Annotated in this window: 20 protein-coding genes; 14 read left to right on the forward strand and 6 right to left on the reverse strand. The window is 71.8% G+C overall.

Annotated elements, in window-relative coordinates; genetic code table 11:
- Nucleotides 1–164 precede the first annotated feature (164 nt).
- From GXP74_RS00190 to GXP74_RS00205, 4 genes are all read left to right on the forward strand, one after another.
- The gene (locus GXP74_RS00190) at nt 165–1028 is read left to right on the forward strand and encodes a hypothetical protein (protein ID WP_182449387.1); all 864 of its coding nucleotides are present in this window, start codon (nt 165–167) and stop codon (nt 1026–1028) included.
- 85 nt (nt 1029–1113) lie between these two features.
- Nucleotides 1114–1443 carry a rhodanese-like domain-containing protein gene (locus tag GXP74_RS00195; RefSeq protein ID WP_182449388.1) on the forward strand — a complete coding sequence of 110 codons (330 nt, stop codon included), beginning with the start codon at nt 1114–1116 and terminating at the stop codon, nt 1441–1443.
- 97 nt (nt 1444–1540) lie between these two features.
- Complete coding sequence (locus tag GXP74_RS00200; protein WP_182449389.1) at nt 1541–3328, forward strand: AMP-binding protein; 1788 nt, start codon at nt 1541–1543, stop codon at nt 3326–3328.
- A gap of 114 nt (nt 3329–3442) precedes the next feature.
- Complete coding sequence (locus GXP74_RS00205) at nt 3443–3949, forward strand: GNAT family N-acetyltransferase (RefSeq protein ID WP_182449390.1); 507 nt, start codon at nt 3443–3445, stop codon at nt 3947–3949.
- A gap of 166 nt (nt 3950–4115) precedes the next feature.
- Here GXP74_RS00205 and GXP74_RS00210 read toward each other — a convergent pair whose 3' ends face one another.
- From GXP74_RS00210 to pdhA, 3 genes are read right to left on the reverse strand one after another with little or no spacing between them, the layout of a single operon-like run.
- On the reverse strand, nt 4116–5462 hold the full coding sequence (locus tag GXP74_RS00210; protein WP_182449391.1) for a dihydrolipoamide acetyltransferase family protein: 1347 nt from the start codon (nt 5460–5462) through the stop codon (nt 4116–4118).
- A gap of 5 nt (nt 5463–5467) precedes the next feature.
- Complete coding sequence (locus tag GXP74_RS00215) at nt 5468–6478, reverse strand: alpha-ketoacid dehydrogenase subunit beta (RefSeq protein ID WP_182449392.1); 1011 nt, start codon at nt 6476–6478, stop codon at nt 5468–5470.
- Nucleotides 6475–7620: a pyruvate dehydrogenase (acetyl-transferring) E1 component subunit alpha gene (gene pdhA / locus GXP74_RS00220; protein WP_182449393.1), complete on the reverse strand. Its 1146-nt coding sequence runs from the start codon at nt 7618–7620 to the stop codon at nt 6475–6477. The genes GXP74_RS00215 and pdhA overlap by 4 nt, the downstream gene beginning before the upstream one ends.
- 174 nt (nt 7621–7794) lie before the next feature.
- Between pdhA and GXP74_RS00225 the strand changes: the two genes are divergently transcribed.
- Nucleotides 7795–8511, forward strand: a complete 717-nt coding sequence (locus GXP74_RS00225) for an AsnC family transcriptional regulator (RefSeq protein ID WP_370468355.1) — start codon at nt 7795–7797, stop codon at nt 8509–8511.
- A 20-nt stretch (nt 8512–8531) separates the two neighbouring features.
- On the opposite strand, the gene GXP74_RS00230 is transcribed toward GXP74_RS00225, so the two are convergent.
- Entirely contained in the window at nt 8532–9140 is a 609-nt protein-coding gene (locus GXP74_RS00230) for a TetR/AcrR family transcriptional regulator (RefSeq protein ID WP_182449394.1), read from the reverse strand.
- Between the two features lie 120 nt (nt 9141–9260).
- Here GXP74_RS00230 and GXP74_RS00235 point away from each other — a divergent pair, with 120 nt between their 5' ends.
- From GXP74_RS00235 to GXP74_RS00275, 9 genes are all read left to right on the forward strand, one after another.
- A complete protein-coding gene (locus GXP74_RS00235; protein ID WP_182449395.1) occupies nt 9261–10709 on the forward strand; it encodes an MFS transporter in 1449 nt (482 codons plus the stop codon).
- Nucleotides 10706–11254, forward strand: coding sequence for a MarR family winged helix-turn-helix transcriptional regulator (locus GXP74_RS00240; protein WP_225447619.1), 549 nt, complete (start codon nt 10706–10708; stop codon nt 11252–11254). Before GXP74_RS00235 ends, GXP74_RS00240 begins: the two co-directional genes overlap by 4 nt.
- Nucleotides 11255–11335: 81 nt before the next feature.
- Nucleotides 11336–13000 (forward strand): phenylacetic acid degradation protein PaaN, encoded by a 1665-nt coding sequence (gene paaN, locus GXP74_RS00245; RefSeq protein ID WP_182449396.1) that lies wholly within the window; start codon nt 11336–11338, stop codon nt 12998–13000.
- Between the two features lie 375 nt (nt 13001–13375).
- Nucleotides 13376–14875 carry an APC family permease gene (locus GXP74_RS00250; protein WP_225447620.1) on the forward strand — a complete coding sequence of 500 codons (1500 nt, stop codon included), beginning with the start codon at nt 13376–13378 and terminating at the stop codon, nt 14873–14875.
- 377 nt (nt 14876–15252) lie between these two features.
- On the forward strand, nt 15253–16497 hold the full coding sequence (locus GXP74_RS00255) for a spermidine/putrescine ABC transporter substrate-binding protein (RefSeq protein ID WP_182449398.1): 1245 nt from the start codon (nt 15253–15255) through the stop codon (nt 16495–16497).
- A gap of 34 nt (nt 16498–16531) precedes the next feature.
- The gene (locus GXP74_RS00260; protein WP_182449399.1) at nt 16532–17683 is read left to right on the forward strand and encodes an ABC transporter ATP-binding protein; all 1152 of its coding nucleotides are present in this window, start codon (nt 16532–16534) and stop codon (nt 17681–17683) included.
- On the forward strand, nt 17680–18609 hold the full coding sequence (locus GXP74_RS00265; RefSeq protein WP_182449400.1) for an ABC transporter permease: 930 nt from the start codon (nt 17680–17682) through the stop codon (nt 18607–18609). Before GXP74_RS00260 ends, GXP74_RS00265 begins: the two co-directional genes overlap by 4 nt.
- Nucleotides 18610–18734: 125 nt before the next feature.
- On the forward strand, nt 18735–19472 hold the full coding sequence (locus GXP74_RS00270; protein ID WP_225448533.1) for an ABC transporter permease: 738 nt from the start codon (nt 18735–18737) through the stop codon (nt 19470–19472).
- Between the two features lie 56 nt (nt 19473–19528).
- Nucleotides 19529–20278, forward strand: coding sequence for an RNA methyltransferase (locus tag GXP74_RS00275; RefSeq protein WP_225447621.1), 750 nt, complete (start codon nt 19529–19531; stop codon nt 20276–20278).
- Nucleotides 20279–20345: 67 nt separating this feature from the next.
- Here the strand turns inward: GXP74_RS00275 and GXP74_RS00280 are convergent, their stop codons facing one another.
- Together GXP74_RS00280 and GXP74_RS00285 are read right to left on the reverse strand one after the other, a co-directional pair.
- Nucleotides 20346–22073, reverse strand: a complete 1728-nt coding sequence (locus GXP74_RS00280; protein ID WP_182449402.1) for an MFS transporter — start codon at nt 22071–22073, stop codon at nt 20346–20348.
- Nucleotides 22074–22240: 167 nt separating this feature from the next.
- Nucleotides 22241–23335 carry an NADH:flavin oxidoreductase/NADH oxidase gene (locus tag GXP74_RS00285; RefSeq protein WP_182449403.1) on the reverse strand — a complete coding sequence of 365 codons (1095 nt, stop codon included), beginning with the start codon at nt 23333–23335 and terminating at the stop codon, nt 22241–22243.
- Nucleotides 23336–23502: the final 167 nt, after the last annotated feature.

Below are 23502 nucleotides of genomic sequence, written 5' to 3' on the forward strand. Positions count from 1 at the left end.
CAAGCACGAATCCTGCCGCCGCCGTCCGTTTTCAGCGTTTCTCTTCCGTGTCCAGGAGCGTGCGCGGGCTCGCACGCCCTAGTGTGCGCCCTCAACGGTTCGCCGCGGGACAGTAGGGTGACGGGGCTGGCACGCGGTACAAACGACAAGCAGTGAGGTTGGACATGGCTGCCGACACCCCGGTCCGGTGGAGCGACCCCGAGGAGCAGCAGCTGGAGGAGCAGGTCGCCCGGGCCGAGGCGGAGTGGGTCGAGGCCGAGGTCGCGGTGGAGACGCTGCGGGTGGAACTGGACAACTTCGCGCTGGTGCACCACCAGCGGCTGGGCCCGATGTACGTCCGGCTGGACGAGTTGGACGCGCTGATCGCCGAGGCCACGGCGGCACGCAGCGGCGATCCGGAGGACATCCGCCGGGCCTTCGAGGCCCGCAGCATCCTGGAGCCGATGCCGGACCTGGAGGCGTTCTTCGCGGAGCCGTCGGCCGATTCCGCGGGCACCGCGGGTTCCGCGGGGGCCTCCGGTGGGGCCGAGGGCGGGGATCCGGCGCAGCCGCTGATCCCGCAGGCGCCGCAGCGGATCCGCCCGGACCGGGAGGCGCAGCGGCTCTACCGCGACCTGGCCCGGCGGGCGCACCCCGACCTGGCCCAGGACCCGGCCGAGCAGGAACTGCGCGGGGTGTTCATCGCCAGGGTCAACGCCGCGTACGCGCGCGGCGATGTGCTGGAGCTGGCGGCCCTGGCCGAGGAGTGGGCCGGGGAGACCGGCGACGCGGGCGCGCCGGTGAGCGGCAGCCCGGAGCGCGCGGCCTGGCTGCGGCAGCGGCTGGAGTGGCTGACCGCGCGGCTGGCCCGGATCGCGGCGGCCCGGGCCGAGCTGGTGGACAGTCCGATGGGGCAGCTGCTGATGCTGCTGCCGGACGACCCGGACGCGCTGCTGACGGTGCTGGCGGAGCAGCTGCTGGGGAGCGTGGCCGCGCGGCAGGCGGAGCTGGACCGGGTGCTCGGCGGCAGCGACGGCATCGGCGGCTGAGCGAACCGGGCCCGGGCGCGGGCGGGGATCAGCGAGAATGGGGGCAGTCCCTCGGAGCAGCCGGGGCAGTGCCAGGGAGTGACCCATGTTCCACGCCGCCGTCCCCACCGTGGACGCCGCCGCTGTGCCCGCCGAGGGCGCGCTGCTCGACGTCCGGGAGCAGGACGAGTGGGAGGCCGGGCATGTGGAGGGGGCGCTGCACATCCCGATGGGCCAGGTGGTCGCCCGGCTCGCGGAGCTGCCGGACGAGCGGCTCTATGTGATGTGCCGGGTCGGCGGGCGCTCCGCGCAGGTCGTCCAGTACCTGGTGGCGCAGGGGCGGGAGGCGGTGAACATCGACGGCGGGATGTACGCCTGGGAGGCCGCGGGCCGTCCCATGGTCAGCGGCTCCGGCGCCGAGGCGTTCGTGCTGTAACCGTCGCCGGGCTGTCGCGTCTCTTGCGGCCTGTGGCCGTCGGCGGTATCACCGACATTGACTGACGATCCGTCAGAAAGTGTTGGAGGTACCGCCGATGGCCGCCCGAACGCCCCAGCCCACGCTGGTCGAGGCCGTGCTCGCGCAGCGCGGGGTGCTCCGCCCGGGCCTGGTCGGCGACGGCTTCAGCCACACCCAGGACGCGGTGCTGCGGGCCGCCTGCGCCCGGGCCGCGCTGCTCGGCGACCTGCTGCCGCCCGGCGGTTACCCGCACGTCGGGCTACTGCTGGAGAACACCCCGGAGTACGTCCACTGGCTCCAGGCCTGCGTGCTGGCCGGGGCCACCGCCGTCGGCGTCAACCCCACCCGGCGCGGCCCCGACCTGTACCGCGACATCCAGCACACCGACTGCGCGCTACTGGTCACCGAACGCCGGCTGCTGCCGCTGCTCGCCGCCGCGCCGCTGCCGCAGCGGGTGCTGGTGGTCGACCACCCCGGGTACGCCGACCTGCTCGCGCCCTACCGGGACGCGCCGCCGCCCGCCGCGCTGCCCGGGCCCGGCACCCGGATGCTGCTCACCTTCACCTCCGGATCGACCGGCGCGCCCAAGGCGGTGGTCTGCAGCCAGCGGCGGCTGGCCCGGGCCGGGGACAAGCTCCGCGAGCAGTTCCGGCTCACCGCCGAGGACACCGGCTACGCCTGCATGCCGTTGTTCCACGGCAACGCGCTGATGGGCCTGTGGTCGCCGATGCTGCTGGCCAGGGGCACCGTCGCGCTGCGCCGCCGCTTCTCCGCCTCGCACTTCCTGGACGACGTCCGCGCGCACCGGGCCCGCTACTTCACCTATGTGGGCCGGGCGGTGTCCTACGTGCTGGCCACCGAACCGCGCCCGGACGACGCCCGCTCGCCGCTGCGGCTGGGCTTCGGCACGGAGGCCGGGGCGGTGGACGCGGCCCGCTTCGAGGCGCGTTTCGGCTGCCGCCTGGTCGAGGGCTACGGCTCCTCCGAGGGCGGCTGCAACCTCCGGCAGGACCCGGCCGCGCCGCCCGGAGCGGTCGGCCGCGCGGGTTCCGGGCCCGGCGACGACCTGGCCGTGGTCGATCCGGACACCGGCGCCGAGTGCCCGCGCTCCCGCTTCGACCGGCACGGCCGCCTGGTCAACGGCGCCGAGGCGATCGGCGAACTGGTCAACCGCACGGCGGGCTCCGGCTTCGAGGGCTACTGGCGCAACCCGGAGGCGGGCGCGGCCCGGGTCCGCGACGGCTGGTACTGGACCGGGGACCTGTTCCACCGCGACGCCGACGGCTGGTTCCGGTTCGCCGGGCGCGGCGACGACTGGCTCCGGGTCGACAGCGAGAACCTGGCGGTCGCCGACATCGAGAACATCCTGGCCCGCTGGGAGCAGGCCCGGGCGGTCGCGGTGTACGCGGTGCCGGACCCGGTGGCCGGGGACCAGGTGATGGCGGCGGTGCAGCCCCGGACCGAACTGCCGGGCCCGCCCGCCGACCGCGTCGCCGGGGAACTGGCGTCCCTGGCGGGCTCGTTGGCGGCCTTCCTGGGCGCGCAGCCGGACCTCGGCAGCAAGATGCCGCCGCGCTTCGTCCGGCTGGTCCGGGCGATGCCGGTGACCGCGACCCACAAGACCGCCAGGGCCGCGCTGCGGGCGGAGCGCTGGCACACCGACGACCCGGTGCTGTGGCGGCCCTACCAGCGCGGTGCCGGGCCACTGGCCTACCGGACGCTCACCGCCACGGACCGGGAGCGGCTGCGGGAACTGTTCGCCGCGCACGGGCGCACCGCTCTGGACGCCGGGCACGGTGACCGGGACCGGGAGCGGGAGCGGGACCGGGACCGGGACGGGAGCTCCGGGCGGGCCACCGGCTGACCCGGTCTCGGCCGCACGGTACCGGGTTGGGCATGATGGCGGGCAGTGGAACCGGCGCCCGTGAACCTCCGCCGCGCCCCGCTGCCGCCGCCGAACCTCGTGCAAAGGGATGACATGACTGACCGCCAGGCCACCGTGCTGCGCAGTGAGCGCCTCGAACTGCGTCCCATCGACCCGGCAGCGGCGGCCGACCTGAGCAACGGCGGTGACGGCGGCTTCACCTGGGCCCCCGGGGGACCGTACGAGGGCACCCGGGACGCCTGCACGATGATCGCCAGTGCCGTGCTGTCGGGGGTGTTCGACCCGGACTGGGGCACCTACGCGGTGGTCAGGTCCGTGGACGGGGTGGCCGTCGGCGGCATCGGCTTCCACGGACCGCCGAGCGAGGGCTCCACCGAGATCGGCTACGACCTCGCCGACTCGGCGCGCGGCAACGGCTACGCCACCGAGGCGGCCCGGGCCGTGTGTGCCCACGCGCTGGCCCGGGACGGGGTCGAGGCGGTGGTCGCGCACACCGAGCCCGGCAACACCGCCTCGCAGGCGGTGGTCGGCCGGGTCGGCTTCGTCCGCGACGGCGAGGGCGAGAACGGCCTGTTCCGGTTCATCCTGCGCCGGGTCTGAGCCGCCGGGCCCGGACCGCCGGGCCGCCGGGCCCGGACCGCCGGGCCGCCGGGCCCGGACCGCCGGGCCGCCGGGCCCGGACCGCCGGGCCGCCGGGCCCGGACCGCCGGGCCGCCGGGGTCCGGGCCGCCGGGGTCCGGGCCCGGCGACCGCGGGACCCGGGGGCTCAGAGGTGGCGCAGCAGCGCGGTCGGGGACTCCACGGCGTCCGCGACCAGGCGCAGCAGCCCGCCCGCGGTCGCGCCGTCGCAGACCCGGTGGTCGAAGCTGAGCGACAGCTGGACCACCTGCCGGACCGCCAGTTGACCGTCGACCACCCAGGGCTTGGCGGTGATCCGGCCGACGCCGAGCATGGCCGCCTCCGGGTGGTTGATGATCGGGGTGGAGCCGTCGACGCCGAAGACCCCGTAGTTGTTCAGGGTGAAGGTCCCGCCGGTCAGCTCGGGCGGGCTGAGTCGACCGGCCCGGGCGGCGGCCACCAGCCGGGCCATCTCGGCGGCCAGCTGCTCGCTGCTGAGCCGGTGCGCGTCCCGGACCACCGGTACCACCAGGCCGCGCTCGGTCTGCGCGGCGAAGCCGAGGTGCACCGCCTGGTTGCGGCGGATACCGGTGGGGCTGCCGTCGGGGCCGGTCACCACCGTGGAGTTGAGCTCCGGGTGGCGGGCCAGCGCGGCGGTGCAGATCCGGGCGAGCAGCGGCAGCAGGCCGATCCGGGGCTGCGCCGGGTCGGCGTTCAGCGCGTCCCGGGCGGCCAGCAGGCCGGTGGCGTCGGCGTCCACCCAGCAGGTGGCGTCCGGGATCTCCCGGCGGCTGCGGGCGAAGCGCTCGGCGGCCAGCCGGGCCGCCCCGCGCAGCGGTACCAGTTCCGACTCGGGCTGCTGGAGCGGCGGTTGGGCCGGCGGCTGGACCGGCTGCGGTGTTCCGGGCGCGGAGATCCGCCGCTCCACGTCGGCGCGCAGGATCAGGCCGTCCGGGCCGCTGCCGGGCAGCGTGGCCAGGTCGATCCGGTGCTCCCGGGCCAGTCGGCGGACCAGCGGCGAGATCACCGCGGGCACGCCGGTCACCGGCGCGGGCACGGCGACGGGGCCGACCGGTGCGGCGACCGGTGCGGTCACCGGCACGGTCACCGGCGCCGGAGCGCGCTCGGCGAGGGCGGTGGCGCCGACGCGGCGCCGCCGGGCACCGCCGCCGCCCTCGGTGGTGCCGTAGCCGACCAGGACGTTGCCGGAGCCGGTCGCGCTGTCACCAGCCGAGTCCGTGCCCGGCTCCGCCGTGACCGCGACGGTGACCAGCGGCGCGCCGACCGGGATCTCGGTACCCGCCTCGCCGAAGCGCGCGGTCACCACGCCCCCGTACGGGCAGGGCACCTCGACCACGGCCTTCGCGGTCTCCACCTCGGCCACCGGCTGGTCCACCACGATCACCTCGCCGACCTCCACCAGCCAGCGGACGATCTCGGCGGAGGTCAGGCCCTCGCCCAGGTCGGGCAGCGGGAACTCGCGTACGGAGGCCATCTGGCTCACTGCTCCCACTGGAGTCGGGCCACCGCGTCGAGGATGCGGTCCACCGAGGGCAGGTGGTGGCGTTCCAGCATCGGCGGCGGGTAGGGGATGTCGAAGCCGGTGACCCGCAGCACGGGCGCGGCGAGGTGGTGGAAGCACCGCTCGCTGACGCGTGCCGCGATCTCCGCACCGACCCCGGCGAAGCCCGCCGACTCGTGCACCACCACGGCCCGGCCGGTGGCGCGGACCGCCTCGAACACGGTCTCGTCGTCGAAGGGCACCAGGCTGCGCAGGTCCACCACGGACAGGTCCCAGCCCTCGGCCCGGGCGGCCTCGGCGGCCTCCAGGCAGAGCGGCAGCGAGGGGCCGTAGGTGAGCAGGGTGGCGGGGGAGCCGCCGCCGGGGGAGAGCGGGCGGCGGACCACGGCCTTGCCCAGCGTCGGGACCGGGGCGTCCGGTGTGAAGTCGGCCTTCGACCAGTAGAGCCGCTTGGGCTCCAGGAACACCACCGGGTCGTCGGAGGCGATGGCCGCACGCAGCAGCCCGTAGGCGTCGCCGACCGTGCCCGGGGTGACCACGTGCAGGCCGGGGGTGTGCGCGTAGTACGCCTCGGAGGAGTCGCTGTGGTGCTCCACCCCGCCGATGCCGCCGCCGTAGGGGATGCGGATGGTGATCGGCAGCGGCATCCGACCGGCCGTCCGGTTGCGCATCCGGGCGACATGGGAGACCAGCTGCTCGAAGGCCGGGTAGGCGAAGGCGTCGAACTGCATCTCCACCACCGGCCGCAGCCCGTACATGGCCATGCCGACGGCGGTGCCGAGGATCCCGGCCTCGGCCAGCGGGGTGTCCAGGCAGCGGTCGGCGCCGAATTCGGCGGCCAGGCCGTCGGTGATCCGGAAGACGCCGCCCAGGGTGCCGACGTCCTCGCCGAGGACGTGCACGGTCGGGTCCGCGCGCAGGCTGTCGCGCAGCGCGGTGTTGAGGGCCTGCGCCATGGTGGCGGTGGCGGGTGGGGCGAGGGTGGTCATCGGGCGGCGGCTTCCTGCTGTGCCTCGGCTTCGGCGGCGAGCTCGGCGGCCAGCTGGGCGGCCTGCTCCCGCAGCTGCGGCGTGGGTTCGGCGTAGACGTGGGTGAACAGGCTCATCGGGTCCAGCTCCGGTTTCACGTGAAACATCGCGCGCATCCGCGCGGCCAGCGCCTCGGCCTCGGCCGCCGCCTGCGCCACCTCCTCGTCACCGAGCAGGCCCAGGGCCCGCAGCTCGCGTTCCAGCAGTGGCAGCGGGTCGTGCCGCTGCCAGGCCGCCACCTCGTCCGGGGTGCGGTAGCGCCCGGCGTCGTCGGCGTTGGTGTGCGCCTCCAGCCGGTAGGTGACCGCCTCCACCAGGACCGGGCCCTGCCCGGAGCGGGCGTGCGCGACCGCCTCGGTGAGCACGGTGTGCATGGCGGCGGCGTCGTTGCCGTCCACCAGTCGGCCCTGGATGCCGTAGCCGACGGCCTTGTGGGCCAGCGTGGGCGCCACCGACTGCTTGGCGAGCGGGACCGAGATCGCGTAGCCGTTGTTCTGGACCAGGAAGACCACCGGCGCGTTGAGCACTCCGGCGAAGTTCAGCGCCTCGTGGAAGTCCCCCTCGCTGGTACCGCCGTCGCCGACCAGAGCCAGGGCGACCGTGTCGTCCCCGCGCAGCCGGGCGGCGTGGGCCAGGCCGACGGCGTGCGGCGCCTGGGTGGCCAGCGGCGTGCTGAGCGGGGCGACCCGGTGCTGGTACGGGTCGTAGCCGCTGTGGGCGTTGCCACGCAGCAGCGTCAGCGCCTCGACCGGGTCGACGCCCCGGGAGACCACCGCCAGGGTGTCGCGGTAGCTGGGGAACAGCCAGTCGGTGGGGCGCAGCGCGGTCGCCGCCGCCACCTGGCAGGCCTCCTGCCCGGTGGAGGAGGGGTAGACGGCGAGACTGCCCTGCTTGGTGAGGGTGGTCGCCTGCTGGTTGTAGCGGCGTCCGGCGACCAGGCGGCGGTAGAGCTCGCGCAGTAGTTCCGGGTCGAGCCCGCCGAGTGCGGGCGTCCCGAGGATCCGGACCGGCTCGGCGTCCGGGAGCAGCGGCGCGGGGTCGCGGCGCGGGGCGTGGGCGTCCGGTGGCCATGTCTGTGCGGCGGGGTGGTCCAGCACGGTCATGGTGGCCCTCCAGGGTGGGTAAGGGGGCAGAAGGGTGCTGCGGAGGGGGTGTCCTCCCTACCGATTGTTCGGTTGTTTGATCGAACTGACTACGCTTCTCCCCAAGTGGTGGACAAACGGCCGATGTCGCGGTCTGCTGGAAGCAGGACGTCCACAGTGGGAGGGTGGGGGGACATGCCCAGTGAACAGATGGCCGGATCCGCGGAGTCACCCTCGGGGCGCCGCGCCCCACTGCCCCCGCTGCGCAGCGGCCCGGCGGCGGAGTGGGTGGCCGAGCGGGCCCGGCAGCGTTCCGCCTCGGTGCCCGGTCGGACCGGGACGGCGCCCAGGCCCGGGGTCGGCGGCGGTACGGGCCGGGTCCCGGCGGCGCCGCGCACCCCCGGACGGGACCACCCCAGGCAGCCGGTGGTGGCGCCGTCCGCCGACGACACCGGCGAGCAGCGCCCGCTGGACCGGATCGACCGGGCGATCGTGCGGCTGCTCCAGCAGGACGGCCGGGCGTCGGTGCGGTCGGTGGCGGAGCGGGTGCACGTGTCCCGGGCGAACGCCTACGCGCGGATCGCGCGGATGGTGGAGGACGGGGTGATCCGGGGCTTCACCGCCCGGGTGGACCACGAGCGGGCGGGCCAGGCCGCCTCGGCGTACATCACCCTGAGGATCGTGCAGAACTCCTGGCGGACGGTGCGCGGCCAGTTGCTGGAGCTGCCGGGAGTGGAGCACATCGCGCTGGTCGGCGGCGACTTCGACGTGCTGCTGCTGGTGCACACGGTGGACAACCGGGCGCTGCGCGACCTGGTGCTGAACCGGATCCAGGGGATTCCGGAGGTGCTCGGCACCAACACCCTGCTGGTGTTCGAGGAGACCGACCGGACGCCGGTACTGCCGGACTGAGCCCCGGGCCGGTCCGCGGGTCAGTCCCTGGACGCCCGCAGTCCGCTGAGGCTGAGCTCGACCACGGCGTCGGCGATCTGCTCGACGCCCTTCTCGTCGCTCTCCGGGCGGTACCACTCCACCAGCGAGTTGATCATTCCGAAGATCAGCCGGGTGGCCAGCCGGGGGTCCACGTCGGCGCGCAGCTCACCGGAGCGCACCGCGGCCGCGAGCAGCTCGGCGACGTGGTGGTCGAACTCCCGGCGGCGGTGCAGCGCCCACTGCTCGGCGGCGGTGTTGCCGCGCACCCGCAGCAGCAGGGTCACGTACGGCAGCTCGGCCAGCAGCACCTCGGTGGTGCGCCGGACGACGTGCTCCAGCCGCGCGGCGGCCGGGCCCTCGGCGGCGGCCGGCTCGTCGAGGATGGCGAACAGGCCGTCCAGCGCCCGGCCGACGGCCAGGCTCAGCAGTTCCTCCTTGCCCCGGACGTGGTGGTAGATCGACGACTTGCTGATCCCCGCCGCCCGGGACAGGTCCTCCATCGAGGTGCCGTCGTAGCCGCGCTCGTTGAAGACCCGGACGGTCACGGCGAGCAGGGTCTCGACGGTGTAGCTGTCGCGACGCGGGCGCGCCGGGGTGATGTCGGCCATGGGGACGAGTATCGCCTACCCGTCCGTGGGACCGGTGGCGGATATCGACTTGTCCGATCCAGGTGGTAGTTGTAGCGTTGTAACTGTTGTAGAAGTCGAACTATCCGGACGGATCCGCCCATGCCCGAAGCAGCTTCCGAACTCAGCGTCAGGCGCCGCTTCCTGGTGCTGGCCATCTGTTGTATGAGCTTGTTCATCGTCGGTCTCGACAACACGATCGTGAACGTGGCGCTCCCCTCGATCCAGCGTGACCTGCACACCTCCGTCTCCGGGCTGCAGTGGACCATCGACGCGTACACGCTGGTGCTGGCCAGCCTGCTGATGCTGTCCGGCTCCACCGGGGACCGCCTCGGCCGCCGCCGGACCTTCCAGACCGGCCTGGTGCTGTTCACCCTCGGCTCGCTGCTGTGCAGCCTGTCCCCCAGCCTGAGCTGGCTGATAGGTGCCCGGATGCTCCAGGCGGTCGGCGGTTCGATGCTGAACCCGGTCGCCATGTCGATCATCACCAACACCTTCACCGACGCCAAGGAGCGCGCTCGGGCGATCGGTGTCTGGGGTGCGACCGTCGGCGTCAGCATGGCGCTGGGGCCGGTCGTCGGCGGGCTGCTGGTCGGTTCGGCCGGATGGCAGTCGATCTTCTGGATCAACATCCCGATCGGCATCGCCGCGCTGGTCCTGGCCGGGCGCTTCGTGCCGGAGTCCAAGGCCGCCAAGGCCCGGCGGGTGGACCCGATCGGCCAGCTGCTGGTCATCGGGCTGCTGGTGACACTCACCTACGGGATCATCGAGGCCCCGGGTGCGGGCTGGCTCTCCGGGCAGACCCTGGGCTGCTTCGCCGCCGCCGCGGCCATGCTGGCCGGGCTGGTGGGCTACGAGTCCCGGCGCGCCGAGCCCCTGATCGACCTGCGCTTCTTCCGCAGTGTGCCGTTCTCCGGCGCCACCGTCATCGCGGTCTGCGGGTTCTCCTCGCTGGCCGGGTTCCTCTTCCTGAACACCCTGTACCTGCAGGACGCCCTGCACTTCAGCGCGCTGAAGGCGGGTGTGTACACGCTGCCGATGGCGGCGATGACGGTGGCCTTCGCACCGTTGTCCGGCCGGATCGTCGGCGCGCGCGGGCCCCGGCTGCCGCTGGTCGTCGCGGGTGTCACCATGTCGCTGAGCGGGCTGATGCTGACCGGGCTGAGCCTGACCACCCCGGTCTGGCAGCTGATGATCGCCTACGTGCTGTTCGGTATCGGCTTCGGGATGCTGAACGCGCCGATAACGAACACCGCCGTCTCCGGCATGCCCCGGAGCCAGGCCGGGGTCGCCGCCGCCGTGGCCTCCACCAGCCGCCAGGTCGGCCAGTCGCTCGGGGTCGCGGTCATCGGCTCCGTGGTCACTTCGGCGGTGCACGGTTCGACCACCTTCACCGAGGCCAGTCACACCGGTTGGTGGATCACTGTGGGCTGCGGACTCGCGGTGCTGCTGCTGGGTATTCTCACCACTGGCGGGTGGGCCAAGGGGACAGCGGCTCGCAATGCCGCTCGGCTCATCCCTGAGGACGTGAGGACACCGATCAGCGTATGAACGCCAAGCAGTCCACCACCGCCCTGCGCCCGGCCGTTCCCCAGCCGGCCGGTCCCCAACCCGCCGCCGAACGGGCCGTCGCCGAACCGCCCGTCGCCGAAAGGCCCGCCGCCGAACCGCACGTCGCCGAACCGCCCGCCGCCGAGCAGGTGACCGCGTCCGCCGTGTTCGAGGTGATGCGGCGGCTGGTGCTGGAACAGGAGGACCGGCGCAGCGAGGTGTCCGAGGCGCTGGGCATGAGCTTCAGCCGCAGCCGGGCGCTGCGGCGGCTGGCCGCGGGTCCGAAGCGGATGAGCGAGCTCACCGCCACGCTGTCCACCGACAAGCCCTACACCACGCTGATCGTGGACGACCTGGAGCGCCGCGGCCTGGTCCGGCGCAGCGTCGATCCGGACGACCGCCGCTGCAAGATAGTCACCCTCACCGAGGCCGGTGCCGACGCCGCCGCCCGGGCAGCGGCGATCCTCGGCCGGCCGCCGAAGTCGCTGCTCGCCCTCGACGAGGACGAGCTGACCACGCTGGAGCGGCTGCTGGCGAAGCTCTGAGCGGTAGGCACTCTTGAGCCGACCGATCATTCGGTTACTGTGGGTTCGGCAGTGTCGCCCGGACCGACAAGGAGCTCCCCCATGGCCCACGAACTGATCGAACGCCACCACGCCACCCTGGAGAGTGCGCTGGCGGCCTTCGCCGCCCGTGACCACTGGTCCCCCCACGCCGAGAGCCCCCGCGCCTACGGAGAGCCGGTCGCGCTGGACACCTTCCAGGGCACTGAGCTGCTGCTCGACCAGCCCGGTACGGACGGCCGGGTCGGTCCCGCCCCCGAGCAGGGCGGCGAGACCTCCCCCTACGGTCCCGAGCTGCGCGTCAGCTACCCGCACGCCGGTGACCCCGAGCAGCTGGTCGCCGCCGCCCGCGCCGCCCAGCCCGGCTGGGCGCAGGCCGGTCCGCTGCTGCGCGCCGCCGTCTGCTGCGAGATCCTGGCCCGGATCAACAAGCGCACCCCCGAGTTCGCCGCCGCCGTGATGCACACCACCGGCCAGGCCTTCGGCATGGCCCTGCAGGCCGGTGGGCCGCACGCCCAGGACCGCGCGCTGGAGGCCGTCGTCTGCGCCTACGCCGAGCAGACCCGGCTGCCCGCCACCGCCGAGTGGACCAAGCCCCAGGGCAAGCGCGACCCGCTGCGGATGACCAAGGAGTTCATCGCGGTCCCGCGCGGCGTGGCGCTGCTGATCGGCTGCAACACCTTCCCCACCTGGAACGGCTTCCCCGGGCTCTTCGCCTCGCTGGCCACCGGCAACCCGGTGCTGGTCAAGCCGCACCCGCGGGCGGTGCTGCCGCTGGCGCTCACCGTGCAGACCGCCCGCGAGGTGCTGGCCGAGGCCGGGTTCAACCCGGACCTGGTGCTGCTGGCGGCCGAGCAGCCCGGCGAGGGCCTGGCGAAGACCCTGGCGCTGCACCCCGAGGTGCGGGTGATCGACTACACCGGCTCGACCGCGTTCGGCGACTGGCTGGAGGACCACGCCCGGCAGGCCCTGGTCTACACCGAGAAGGCCGGGGTGAACACCATCGTCGTCGACTCCACCGACGACTACCAGGGGATGCTCGCCAACCTGGCCTTCTCGCTGTCCCTCTACAGCGGCCAGATGTGCACCACCCCGCAGAACCTGCTGATCCCGCGCACCGGCATCGCCACCGAGGCCGGGCCGAAGACCTGGGACGAGGTCGTCGCCGACCTGGCCGGGGCGCTGGACGGGCTGCTCGGCGACGACGCCCGGGCCGCGGCGATCCTCGGCGCGATCGTCAACCCGGGCGTGCTGGAGCGGGTCGAGCGGGCCGGGAAGGGCGAGTTCGGCGAGCTGGCGCTGGCACCGCGGGCGGTGGTCTCCGCCGAGTTCCCGCAGGCGCTGATCCGCACCCCGGCGCTGGTCCGCAAGGACGCCAGGGACGGCGCGCTGCCGGACGAGTGCTTCGGCCCGATCGCCTTCGTGGTCGCGGTCGAGGACACCGCGCAGGCGGTCGAGCTGCTGCGGGAGACCGTACGGGACCGCGGCGCGATGACCGCCGCCGCCTACACCACCTCGCCGCTGGTCGAGCAGGCCGTCATCGGCGCCTGCCTGGACGCGGGGGTGTCGCTGTCGCTGAACCTCACCGGCCAGGTCTACGTCAACCAGACGGCGGCCTTCTCAGACCTGCACGGCACCGGCGCGAACCCGGCCGCCAACTCGGCCTACTGCGACGCGGCCTTCGTCGCCTCCCGGTTCCGGGTGATCGAGGTCCGCCGGCACAGCTAGTCGCCCGCGGTTTCACCGCCGCTGGTCAAAACCCCGCCAAGAGTCGAGGACAAGGTGTTAAGAGCGCGCAAGGACCCTTGACGGGTTGCCTGATGGTTTGGAACGGCAAAAGGGACCAAACTCTAGTGAATCCCGGGCTCCGCCGGCTGCCGCGCAGCCCGAACCAGGACCGGGATTACGGAGAACGGCCGGTGTCATACATCTGCGGCTCCGGTATCGCCGGGTTCGACCGGGATGCCGCCGCCCCAATGCCGTTCCATTCCAACAGTGCCCGGAGTCTCGTCCGGTTCTCGCCGCCGAGGCTGCCGGGACCCGCGAGCTGATCTGCCAGAGGTGATAATGGCCGCGACGGTGACGGATCAGTCGGTGCGGCGCATGCCCGCTCCGCGTCGAGTGCGGCTGATGCCGCTGGTGGCGCTCATCTTCTTCAGTGTTTCCGGTGGCGCCTACGGAATCGAGGGGCTTTTCTCCACCTCGGGCCCGGGGATGGGCCTGCTGCTGATCGTGGTGGCCCCGCTGATCTACAGCATCCCGCACGCGCTGGTCTGCGCCGAGCTGGGCACCGCGCTCCCGGTCGAGGGCGGCTACTACCACTGGGTGAAGAAGGGCCTGGGCAAGTTCTGGGGCTTCCAGCAGGGCGTGCTCCAGTGGATCTGCAGCTTCGTGGACATGGCCGCCTACCCGGTGCTGTTCACCAGCTACCTGCAGAGCCTGGCCGCCTCGGTCGCCCCCGGCAAGCACGTGTTCTTCACCATCGGCTCCTTCGAGTTCGACCTGAACTGGTTCATCTGCCTGGCCGTGATCGTGGTGTTCACCCTGGTCAACCTGCTGGGCGCGGGCTGGGTCGGCGAGTCCTCGGTGGTCTTCGCGTTGATCTGCCTCACCCCGATGCTGCTGCTCAGCGTCATCGGCATCGCGCACCTGATCAGCCACGGCACCAACCCGGTCAGCTCCTTCACCAGCGCCTCGAACCAGTCGACCTGGAACGCCTTCGGCTCCGGGCTGTTCATCGTGATGTGGAACTACTCCGGCTGGGACAGCGTGTCCAACGTCGCCGGGGAGATGGAGAACCCGCGCAAGCACCTGCCCCGGGCACTGGGCACGGCGGTGCTGCTGATCATGGTCGGCTACCTGCTGCCGGCGCTCGGCGCGCTCTCGGTCGGCCCCGGCGGCGCCAACGGCTGGCAGAACTGGGACGACGGCTCCTTCTCCGACGTCGCCAAGCAGCTGGTGGGCCCGTGGCTGCAGATCACGGTGACCGTCGGCGGGATGTTCGCCTCGGTGGCGATGTTCTCGGCGCTGCTCGCCTCCAACACCCGGCTGCCGTTCGTGCTGGCCCAGGACGGCTACTTCCCGTCCTGGGTGGCCAAGGAGACCAAGCGCTACCGGATGCCGATCGTCTCGATCATCGGCTCCTCGGTGATCTACGCGCTGTTCTGTCTCAGCAGCTTCGCCAACCTGGTCGTCTTCGACGTCTTCCTGACCAACATCGGCATCCTGCTCGAAGTCGCCGCGTTGATCGCACTGCGGATCCGCGAGCCCGAGCTGGAGCGTCCGTACCGGATCCCCGGCGGCTGGTGGTCGATCTCCGCGATCGTGGTCAGCCTGCTCGCCGTCTGCGGCTGGGCCGCGTACCAGCAGGCCACCGGGGACGGCGGCGGACAGGCGGTGCGGTACTGCCTGTACATCGTCGTCGGCTCGGTGCTGCTCTACTTCCCGCTGGAGTGGTGGCGCCGGTCCAAGGTGCGGCGCGACCCCGCGCTGGACCTGAGCCCCGGCGGCGGGGGCTACGAGCGCTGGCTGGCCGGCGCGATCAACCGGGGCGTCGCCGCCCCGACGGCGGCCGTCGCCGAGGAGGCGCCGACCACGGCCTAGGCCACTGCCCGCCGTCCACGAACAGGGGCCGCACGGAATCCTTCCGTGCGGCCCCTGTTCGTCTCCTGAGCCGGACCGGCGGGCCGGAGCGGCGGCGGCCGGTGCTTGTCATACCCGCATGGCTTCTGTTGCGCCTTTTACATCTTGTATATGGCTTTCCGGGCGGCAGGTGACGCAGGGTAAGGCAGTGATGCGGATCACGTTGTTAATCTCAAAGAAACATAACGATTCCGCTGTCGAAGAGCATGTGGGCCTATGGAATTCGCAGTTTTCCGCCCTAATCTCTGACCCCATCCAGTACTTCGGCACGTGAACTGGCATCGCTGGAAAGGACCAGACCAGCACCCGGCGTTCTGCAGAAAGGCCGTACCCCACTCATGACGGGCTCCAGCTCCTTCGACCTCGCGCGGTTCGCCAACCGCACCCGGGCCCATTCGGCGGCAGCCGCCATGAGCCGCCGCTCCCTGCTGCGCGGCGCGGCGGCCGGCGGGCTGGCGGCGACCGGTGCCGTGGCGCTGTCCGGCTGCGGTGTGCAGGGGCACGTCGTCCCGCCGGGCAGCGACGACAGTGGTGAGGCGGGCAAGGACTACTCCGCCACCGAGAAGAAGGTCGTCTGGGCGACCTGGCCGCAGTACATCGACGTCAGCGCGAAGAACCCCAGCGACCACCCGACGCTGGACGAGTTCGAGAAGCGGACCGGGATCCAGGTCACCTACCTGGAGGTCATCAACGACAACAACGACTGGTACACCAAGATCGACCCGTACCTGGTCAAGGGGATCGACACCGGCTACGACGTGATGGTCGTCAGCGACTACATGATCTCCAAGTACAAGGCGTACGACTACATCCAGGAACTGAACCTGGCGAACATCCCCAACCACGCCAAGATGCTGCCCAGCGTGCTGCGCGACCCGGCCGACCCGGGCCGCCGCTTCTCGGTGCCGTGGGCGTACGGCTACACCACGATCGCGTACAACACCAACCTGGTGAAGCAGCCGATCACCTCCATCGGCGAGGTCTTCACCCGCGCCGACCTGCGCGGCAAGGTCTCGCTGTTCAGCGAGATGGAGGACACCATGGGGCTGGCGCTGCTCGCCAACGGCTTCGACCCGGAGAAGTTCACCGACGACCAGTTCAACAAGGCCCTGGAGTACGTGCGCCGGGCCAAGGACTCGGGCCAGGTCCGGGCGTTCACCGGGAACGACTACCTGAGCGACTTCCAGCAGGGCAACACCGCCGTGACCATGGCCTACTCCGGTGACGTCGCCCAGCTCGGCAAGCCGAACCTGGTCACCCTGAACCTCCCCAAGGAGGGGCTGCTGTCCTGGTCCGACAACTGCGTGATCCCCGACTACGCGCGGCACAAGACCAACGCCGAGAAGTTGATGAACTTCTACCTGGAGCCGGAGATCGCCGCCGAGCTCGACGACTACATCGACTACATCCCCTCGGTCGAGGGTGCGGTCGCGGCGCTCCAGCAGCTCGACTCGACGGCGGCAGCGGTACCGCTAATCGTCCCCACCAAGGCGATGGACGCCGCGTCGCACGGGTTCATGGCGCTCACCATCGCCCAACTGGACGACTACACCAGTCGCTTCCAGCAGGTCACCGGCCAGTAGCGGTCCCCGTCCCCTCAGCGAAAGCAGAACCTCGATGAGCTCCAACGATGTACTCGGCCGCAGCGAGGGCGGGGATCTCCGCCTTGTCGGCCTGACCAAGCGCTTCGGCTCCTTCAAGGCCGTGGACAACCTCGACCTGGTGATCCCGCAGGGCTCCTTCTTCGCCCTGCTCGGCGCGTCCGGCTGCGGCAAGACCACCACCCTGCGGATGGTCTCCGGTCTGGAGGACCCCACCGCCGGACAGATCTTCCTCGGCGAGCAGGACGTCACCGACACCAAGCCGTACCGGCGCCCGGTCAACACCGTCTTCCAGAACTACGCGCTCTTCCCGCACCTCGACATCTTCGAGAACGTCGCCTTCGGCCTCCGCCGCCGCGGCTTCAAGAGCGTCAAGCCGCAGGTCGAGTCGATGCTGGAGCTGGTCGAGCTGGGCCACCTGGCCCGGCGCAAGCCCACCCAGCTCTCCGGCGGCCAGCAGCAGCGGATCGCGCTGGCCCGGGCGCTGATCAACCAGCCGCAGGTGCTGCTGCTGGACGAGCCGCTGGGCGCGCTGGACCTCAAGCTGCGGCGCACCATGCAGATCGAGCTGAAGCGGATCCAGACCGAGGTCGGGCTGACCTTCGTGCACGTCACCCACGACCAGGAGGAGGCCATGACCATGGCCGACACCATCGCGGTGATGAACCACGGCCGGATCGAGCAGATGGGCTCCCCCGCCGAGCTGTACGAGAACCCGCGGACGACCTTCGTCGCCAACTTCCTCGGCCAGTCCAACCTGATCCCCGGCACCGTGGTCGACGCCGGCGGCGACGTGGTCACCGTCACCGCCCACGGCCGCAGGCTCACCCTGGACAGCAAGCGCTGTCGGACCACCAGCGGACCGATCATCCTGGGCGTCCGCCCGGAGAAGGTGCAGATAGCCGAGACCGAGGCGGACGTGCCGTCCGGCTTCAACGCGCTGACCGGCACCGTCTCCGACGCCTCCTTCATCGGGGTCTCCACCCAGTACCTGGTCGAGCTGCCGTCCGGGCAGGAGCTGGCGGTCTTCGAGCAGAACACCGGCCGCGCCATCCAGCGCCCCGGCAGCGAGGTCGTCGTCTACTGGGACCCGAGCCAGGGCTTCGGCCTCGACGGCTCCCAGGACATCGGCGCGGGCGCGGGCCTGGACGAGGAGGGCGCCGCGTGAGCACGCTCACCGACCCCGCCACCCGGCCCCCGGCCCCCGAGCCCCAACCCGACCACAAGGCCAAGCGCAACTGGACCCCCTGGGTACTGCTGCTGCCCGGGCTGCTGTGGCTGATCGTCTTCTTCCTGGTGCCGATCCTCACCTCGGTGTCCGCGTCGGTGCAGACCGGCAACTTCGACGACGGCTTCAAGGTCACCTGGGACTGGGGGAACTACTACCACGCGCTGCACGACTACCGCACCCAGTACTGGCACTCCGGGATCTACTCGGTGCTCACCACCGTCTTCTGCCTGGCGCTGGGCTACCCCGCCGCCTACTTCATCGCCTTCAAGGGCGGCAAGTACAAGTCGCTGCTGATGGCGCTGGTGATCGTGCCGTCGTTCACCAGCTTCCTGATCCGCACCATCGCCTGGAAGACCATCCTGGCCGACAACGGCACGGTCGTGCACGCCCTCAACAAGACCGGCGTGCTGCACGTCACCAGCGCGATGGGCTGGACCGTCGGCGACCATGTGCTGGCCAGCCCGGCCGCGGTGGTCTGCGGCATGGTCTACAACTTCCTGCCGTTCACCATCCTGCCGCTGTACACCTCGCTGGAGAAGATCGACCCGCGGCTGCACGAGGCAGGCCAGGACCTGTACTGCAACGCCTTCACCACCTGGCGGCGGATCACCCTGCCGCTGTCCATGCCCGGCGTGATCGGCGGCACCCTGCTGACCTTCATCCCCGCCGTCGGCGACTACATCAACGCGCAGCTGCTCGGCAACCCCAACACCAACGTGGTCGGCCAGAAGATCGAGGACCTGTTCCTGCGCGACACCCAGGGCTACCCGGTCGGCTCGGCGATCTCGGTCGTGATGATGGTCGCGACGCTGGTCCTGGTCATGACCTACATCCGCAAGGCCGGTACGGAGGACCTGATCTGATGGCCACGCTCACCGCTGCCCCGGCCCGCCCCGGCGGCACCGCGCAGCCCGTCCGCCGCCGCTCCCCGCTGGCCTGGGCCCGCGAGCACATCCTGCTCGTGGTCACCGTCCTGATCTTCGTCTTCATGCTGGCCCCGAACGCGGTCATCCTGTGGATGTCGTTCAACAAGCCGGTCGGCAAGTTCGACTACACCTGGAACAAGTTCTCGCTCAGCGCCTGGAAGAACCCCTGCGCCAGCAGCGAGATGTGCCACAGCCTCGGCCTGTCGCTGCAGATCGGCGTGGTCGCCACGATCGGCGCCACCGTCCTCGGCACGATGATCGCCTTCGCGATGGTCCGCCACCGCTTCAGAGCCCGCTCCGGCATCAACGCGCTGCTGTTCCTGCCGATGGCCGCCCCCGAGGTGGTCATGGGCGCCACCCTGACCGCGCTGTTCTTCAACACCGTCGGCCCCGGCTCGCTGGGCTTCTGGACCATCACCATCGCGCACGTGATGTTCTGCCTCAGCTATGTGGTGGTCACCGTCAAGTCCCGGCTGGCGGGCATGGACCCGACCCTGGAACGCGCGGCGCAGGACCTCTACGCGACGCCGTTCCAGACCTTCATGAAGGTCACCCTGCCGCTGGTCGCGCCCGGTATCGCCGCCGCCGCGCTGCTCTCCTTCGCGCTGTCGATCGACGACTACATCATCACGGTCTTCACGGCGGGCAACCTGGAGACCTTCCCGATGTACATCTACGGCTCGGTGCAGCGCTCCTACCCGGCGCAGATCGACGTCATCGGCTCGATGATGCTGCTCGGGACGATGGCGATCATCGCCTTCTCGCAGCTCCTCGGCCGGGCCAGGACCGCCCGCAAGTAGTCCCCGGCCCCCGCCCGCGTGGGCGCGTCCGCACGGGACGCGCCTACGCTTGCGGGGTGAACGACACGGATCAGCCGGCCGGGCGCTGGCGCGGGCTCGCCCCCGACAGCGTGCTGCTCGACGGCTTCCACGCGCTCAAGCACGCGCTGCGCTTCGGCGCGGACGTGCGGATGGTGCTCACCAGCGACCGGACGGCGGTCGCGGCGCTGGCCGCGCAGCTGGCGGCGGACGTCGCCGGGCCGATCGCCGAGTCGGCGGTGGAGGTCCCGGCCGCGGTGCTGCGGGAGCTGGTGCCCCGGCCGCACCCCACCGGCATCGTCGCGCTCGCCGCCCGCCCGGACCGGGGGGCGGCGCTCGCCGCCCTCGCCCGGCAGCCGCGGCGGGCCCCGGTGGTGCTGTTGGACAACCCGCGCAACCTCGGCAACGTCGGCGCGGTGGTCCGGCTCGCGGCGGGTTTCGGCGCGACCGGCGTGGTCACCACCGGCGACACCGACCCCTGGCACCCGACCGTGGTCCGGGCCGGGGCGGGGCTCCACTTCGCCACCGTGGTCGAACAACTGACGCTGGATCAACTCCCGCGCGGCCCGCTGTACGTACTGGACCCGGAGGGCGCGGACATCCGCGGTCTGCCGTTCCCGGACGACGCGCTGCTCGCCTTCGGCTCCGAGCGCCACGGCATCTCGCCGGAACTCCGGGCGCGGGCCGACCAGTTGGTCGCGATTCCGATGCGGCCGCAGGTCTCCAGCTTCAACCTGGCCACGAGCGTGGGGATGGGCCTGTTCCACTGGATGTCCGGGCGGGGCTGACCCCAGGGGGCGGGTCCGCGCGCCGGGGGTGGCGTGTCCGGGCCACCCCCGGCGCGCGTGCGGGAGGCTACGCCCGCTTCGTGCCGCCGCCGGTGACCACCGACGCGCCCGCCGCGATCAGGCAGGCGGCGAGGGCGAACCAGAAGGCGACCGTGAGGCCGTCCTGGAACGGCCCGGTGATCAGGTGCGGGAAGAAGCTGCGCCCGGTGAGGTAGGAGGCCTTGTCCGCGGGCAGGTTGTGCAGCACCTGCTGCCCGAGCAGCTGCTTCATCGGGTTGTAGCCCAGGAAGCAGGCGAACAGCACGGCCAGCGGCGGCAGATGGGAGATCTGCGTGGCCGCGGCGGTGGGCACGCCCTGCTGGGTCAGCCCGCTGTACATCGCGCTCGGCAGGTGCGACGACAGGCCCAGCACGATCAGGCTGAAGAAGACGCCGATGGAGAGCACCATCGCGGTGTTCTGGAAGGTCGCGGTCATCCCGGCGCCGACCCCGCGCTGCTGCGGCGGCAGCGAGTTCATGATCTGCACCCGGTTCGGCGAGGCGAACAGGCCCGCGCCCAACCCGTTGAGGACCAGGATCAGCGCGAACGCCCAGTACGGGAAGTCCACCGGCAGGATCATCAGCAGACCGAAGCTCAGTGCGTTCAGCAGCGCCCCGGCGACGGTGAACAGCCGGGAGCCGAAGCGGTCGGCGAGCATCCCGGACAGCGGCGCGGCCACCAGCAGCCCCACGGTCAGCGGGATCATGTAGATACCGGCCCAGAGCGGGGTCTGCTCGAAGCTGTAGCCGTGCAGCGGCAGCCAGATCCCCTGGAGCCAGATGATCAGGATGAACTGGAGTCCGCCGCGGCCGAGCGCGGCCAGCAGGCTGGCCAGGTTGCCCGCGGTGAACGCCTTGATCTTGAACAGCGAGAGGTGGAACAGCGGCTCGGCGACCCGGGTCTCGATCCAGCAGAAGACCAGCAGCACCACGATGCCGCCGCCCATCGCGGTGATCACCCAGGGGTTGCTCCAGCCGGTGCTGCTGCCGCCGTAGGGCTGGATGCCGTAGGTGATGCCGACCAGGACCGAGATCAGGCCGACGGCGAAGGTGAGGTTGCCCCACCAGTCCATCTTGGCCGGGCGGCGCTCGCTGGTGTCCTTCAGCTTGAGGTAGGCCCAGACCGTGCCGAACAGGCTGACCGGGACCGACACCAGGAAGATCCAGCGCCAGCCGACCGGGCCGAGCACGCCGCCGAGCATCAGGCCGAGGAAGGACCCGGCGATACCGGCGATCACGTTGATGCCGAGCGCGGTGCCGCGCTGGTTGGCCGGGAAGGCGTCGGTGAGGATGGCGGTGGAGTTGGCGAAGATCAGCGCGCCGCCGATGCCCTGGACCACCCGCCAGCCGATCAGCCACAGGGCGGCCTGCGAGCCGTGGCCGAAGGTGAGCGAGAGCATGATCGAGCAGACCGTGAACACGGCGAAGCCCATGTTGTACATGCGCACCCGGCCGAACATGTCGCCGAGCCGTCCGAAGGAGACCACCAGCACGGCGGTGACCACCATGAAGCCCATCATCATCCACAGCAGATAACTGGTGTTCTGCGGATCGAGTGGGTTGAGCTTGATGCCGTCGAAGATGTTGGGCAGTGCGATCAGCACGATCGACTGGTTGATCATCACCATCAGCATGCCGATGGTGGTGTTGGACAGAGCGACCCACTTGTAGTGCGGTCCGTGCGGACTGTGATGAGCCAGTGGATCGGTTCCGGGTGGTTGCGTGGATATAGGCGGATTGGCGGTGTCGCCAGCCATGGAGGATCCCTCACTTCAGTGGTTGCTACCTACAACAATCCCAGGAGTGGGGAGGATTGTCACCCGGCTTCGGCTTTCCCGGGTGGCGCCGAGGGCATGCCGAAGGGCCCGGACCCCCCGTGTCCGGTGGGGGTCCGGGCCCTGATCACGGCGCCCGGGGCGCGGGCTCAGGCGCGGGCGTACTGCCGGGCCGGGGGCAGGTCGGCGCCGAGTTCGCGGGCGGCCCGCCGGGGCCAGTACGGCTCGCGGAGCAGCTGGCGGCCGAGCAGGACCGCGTCGGCCCGGCCGTCGGCGAGGATCCGCTCGGCCTGTCCGGGCTCGGTGATCAGCCCGACGGCGGCGGTGGGCAGCCCGGTCTGCTCGCGCACGGCGGCGGCGAACCGGACCTGGTAGCCGGGGGCGACCGGGATGACCGCGTCCGGGAGGTTGCCGCCGGTGGAGACGTTGAGCAGGTCGACGCCGTGCGCCTGGAGCTCCTTGGCCAGCCGGACGGTGTCCGCGCCGGTCCAGCCGACGCGCTCGTCCTCGGCGTCGCCCGCCAGCCAGTCGGTGGCCGAGGTGCGGAAGAACAGCGGCAGCTCCTCCGGCCAGACGGCGCGGACCGCGTCGACGACCTCCAGCGCGAAGCGCATCCGGTTCTCCAGCGAGCCGCCGTAGCCGTCGGTGCGGGTGTTCGAGTAGGGGGAGAGGAACTGGTGCACCAGGTAGCCGTGGGCGCCGTGGATCTCGGCGACCCGGAACCCGGCCGCCGCCGCCCGCCGCGCGGCGTCGGCGAACTGCTGGACGACGGCCGCTATCTGCTCCGTGCTCAGCTCGTCCGGCAGCGGCGACCGCTCGCTGAAGGCGAGCGCGCTGGGGGCCACCGGCGTCCAGCCGCCCTGGTCGGGGCCGAGGGCGGCGCCGCCGGTCCAGGGGGCGTCGGTGGACGCCTTGCGTCCGGCGTGGCCGAGCTGGATCCCGGGGACGACGCCCTGCGCGGCGACGAACTCGGTGATCCGGCGCAGGCCGCGGACCTGCTGGTCGTTCCAGATGCCGAGGTCGTTCGGGCTGATCCGGCCCTCGGGGCTGATCGAGGTGGCCTCGGTGAGCAGCAGTCCGACGCCGCCGACCGCCCGGGCGGCGAGGTGCTGGAAGTGCCAGTCGTTGGGAGTGCCCGTCTCCGGTCCGGCGGAAGCGGCCGAGTACTGGCACATCGGAGCCATCCAGGCGCGGTTCGGAATCGTCAGTCCGCGCAGGGTCAGCGGCTCGAACAGGATGCTCATGGGGTCCTCGTCGGTGAGAGCGGGCGGCTGCCTCGCCCAGGTTAGGCGGCGTGAGAAATAATTGCAAACGCATGGTTTTTCGGTGGCCGGGCCGCCCCGCCCGCCGGAGCAGGCAGACTGGCTTTGACGTCGGCGTCAAGGTCTAGCGTCGGCAGCACGCACACGGC

Source organism: Streptacidiphilus sp. P02-A3a, assembly GCF_014084105.1.
Taxonomy (GTDB): Bacteria; Actinomycetota; Actinomycetes; order Streptomycetales; family Streptomycetaceae; genus Streptacidiphilus.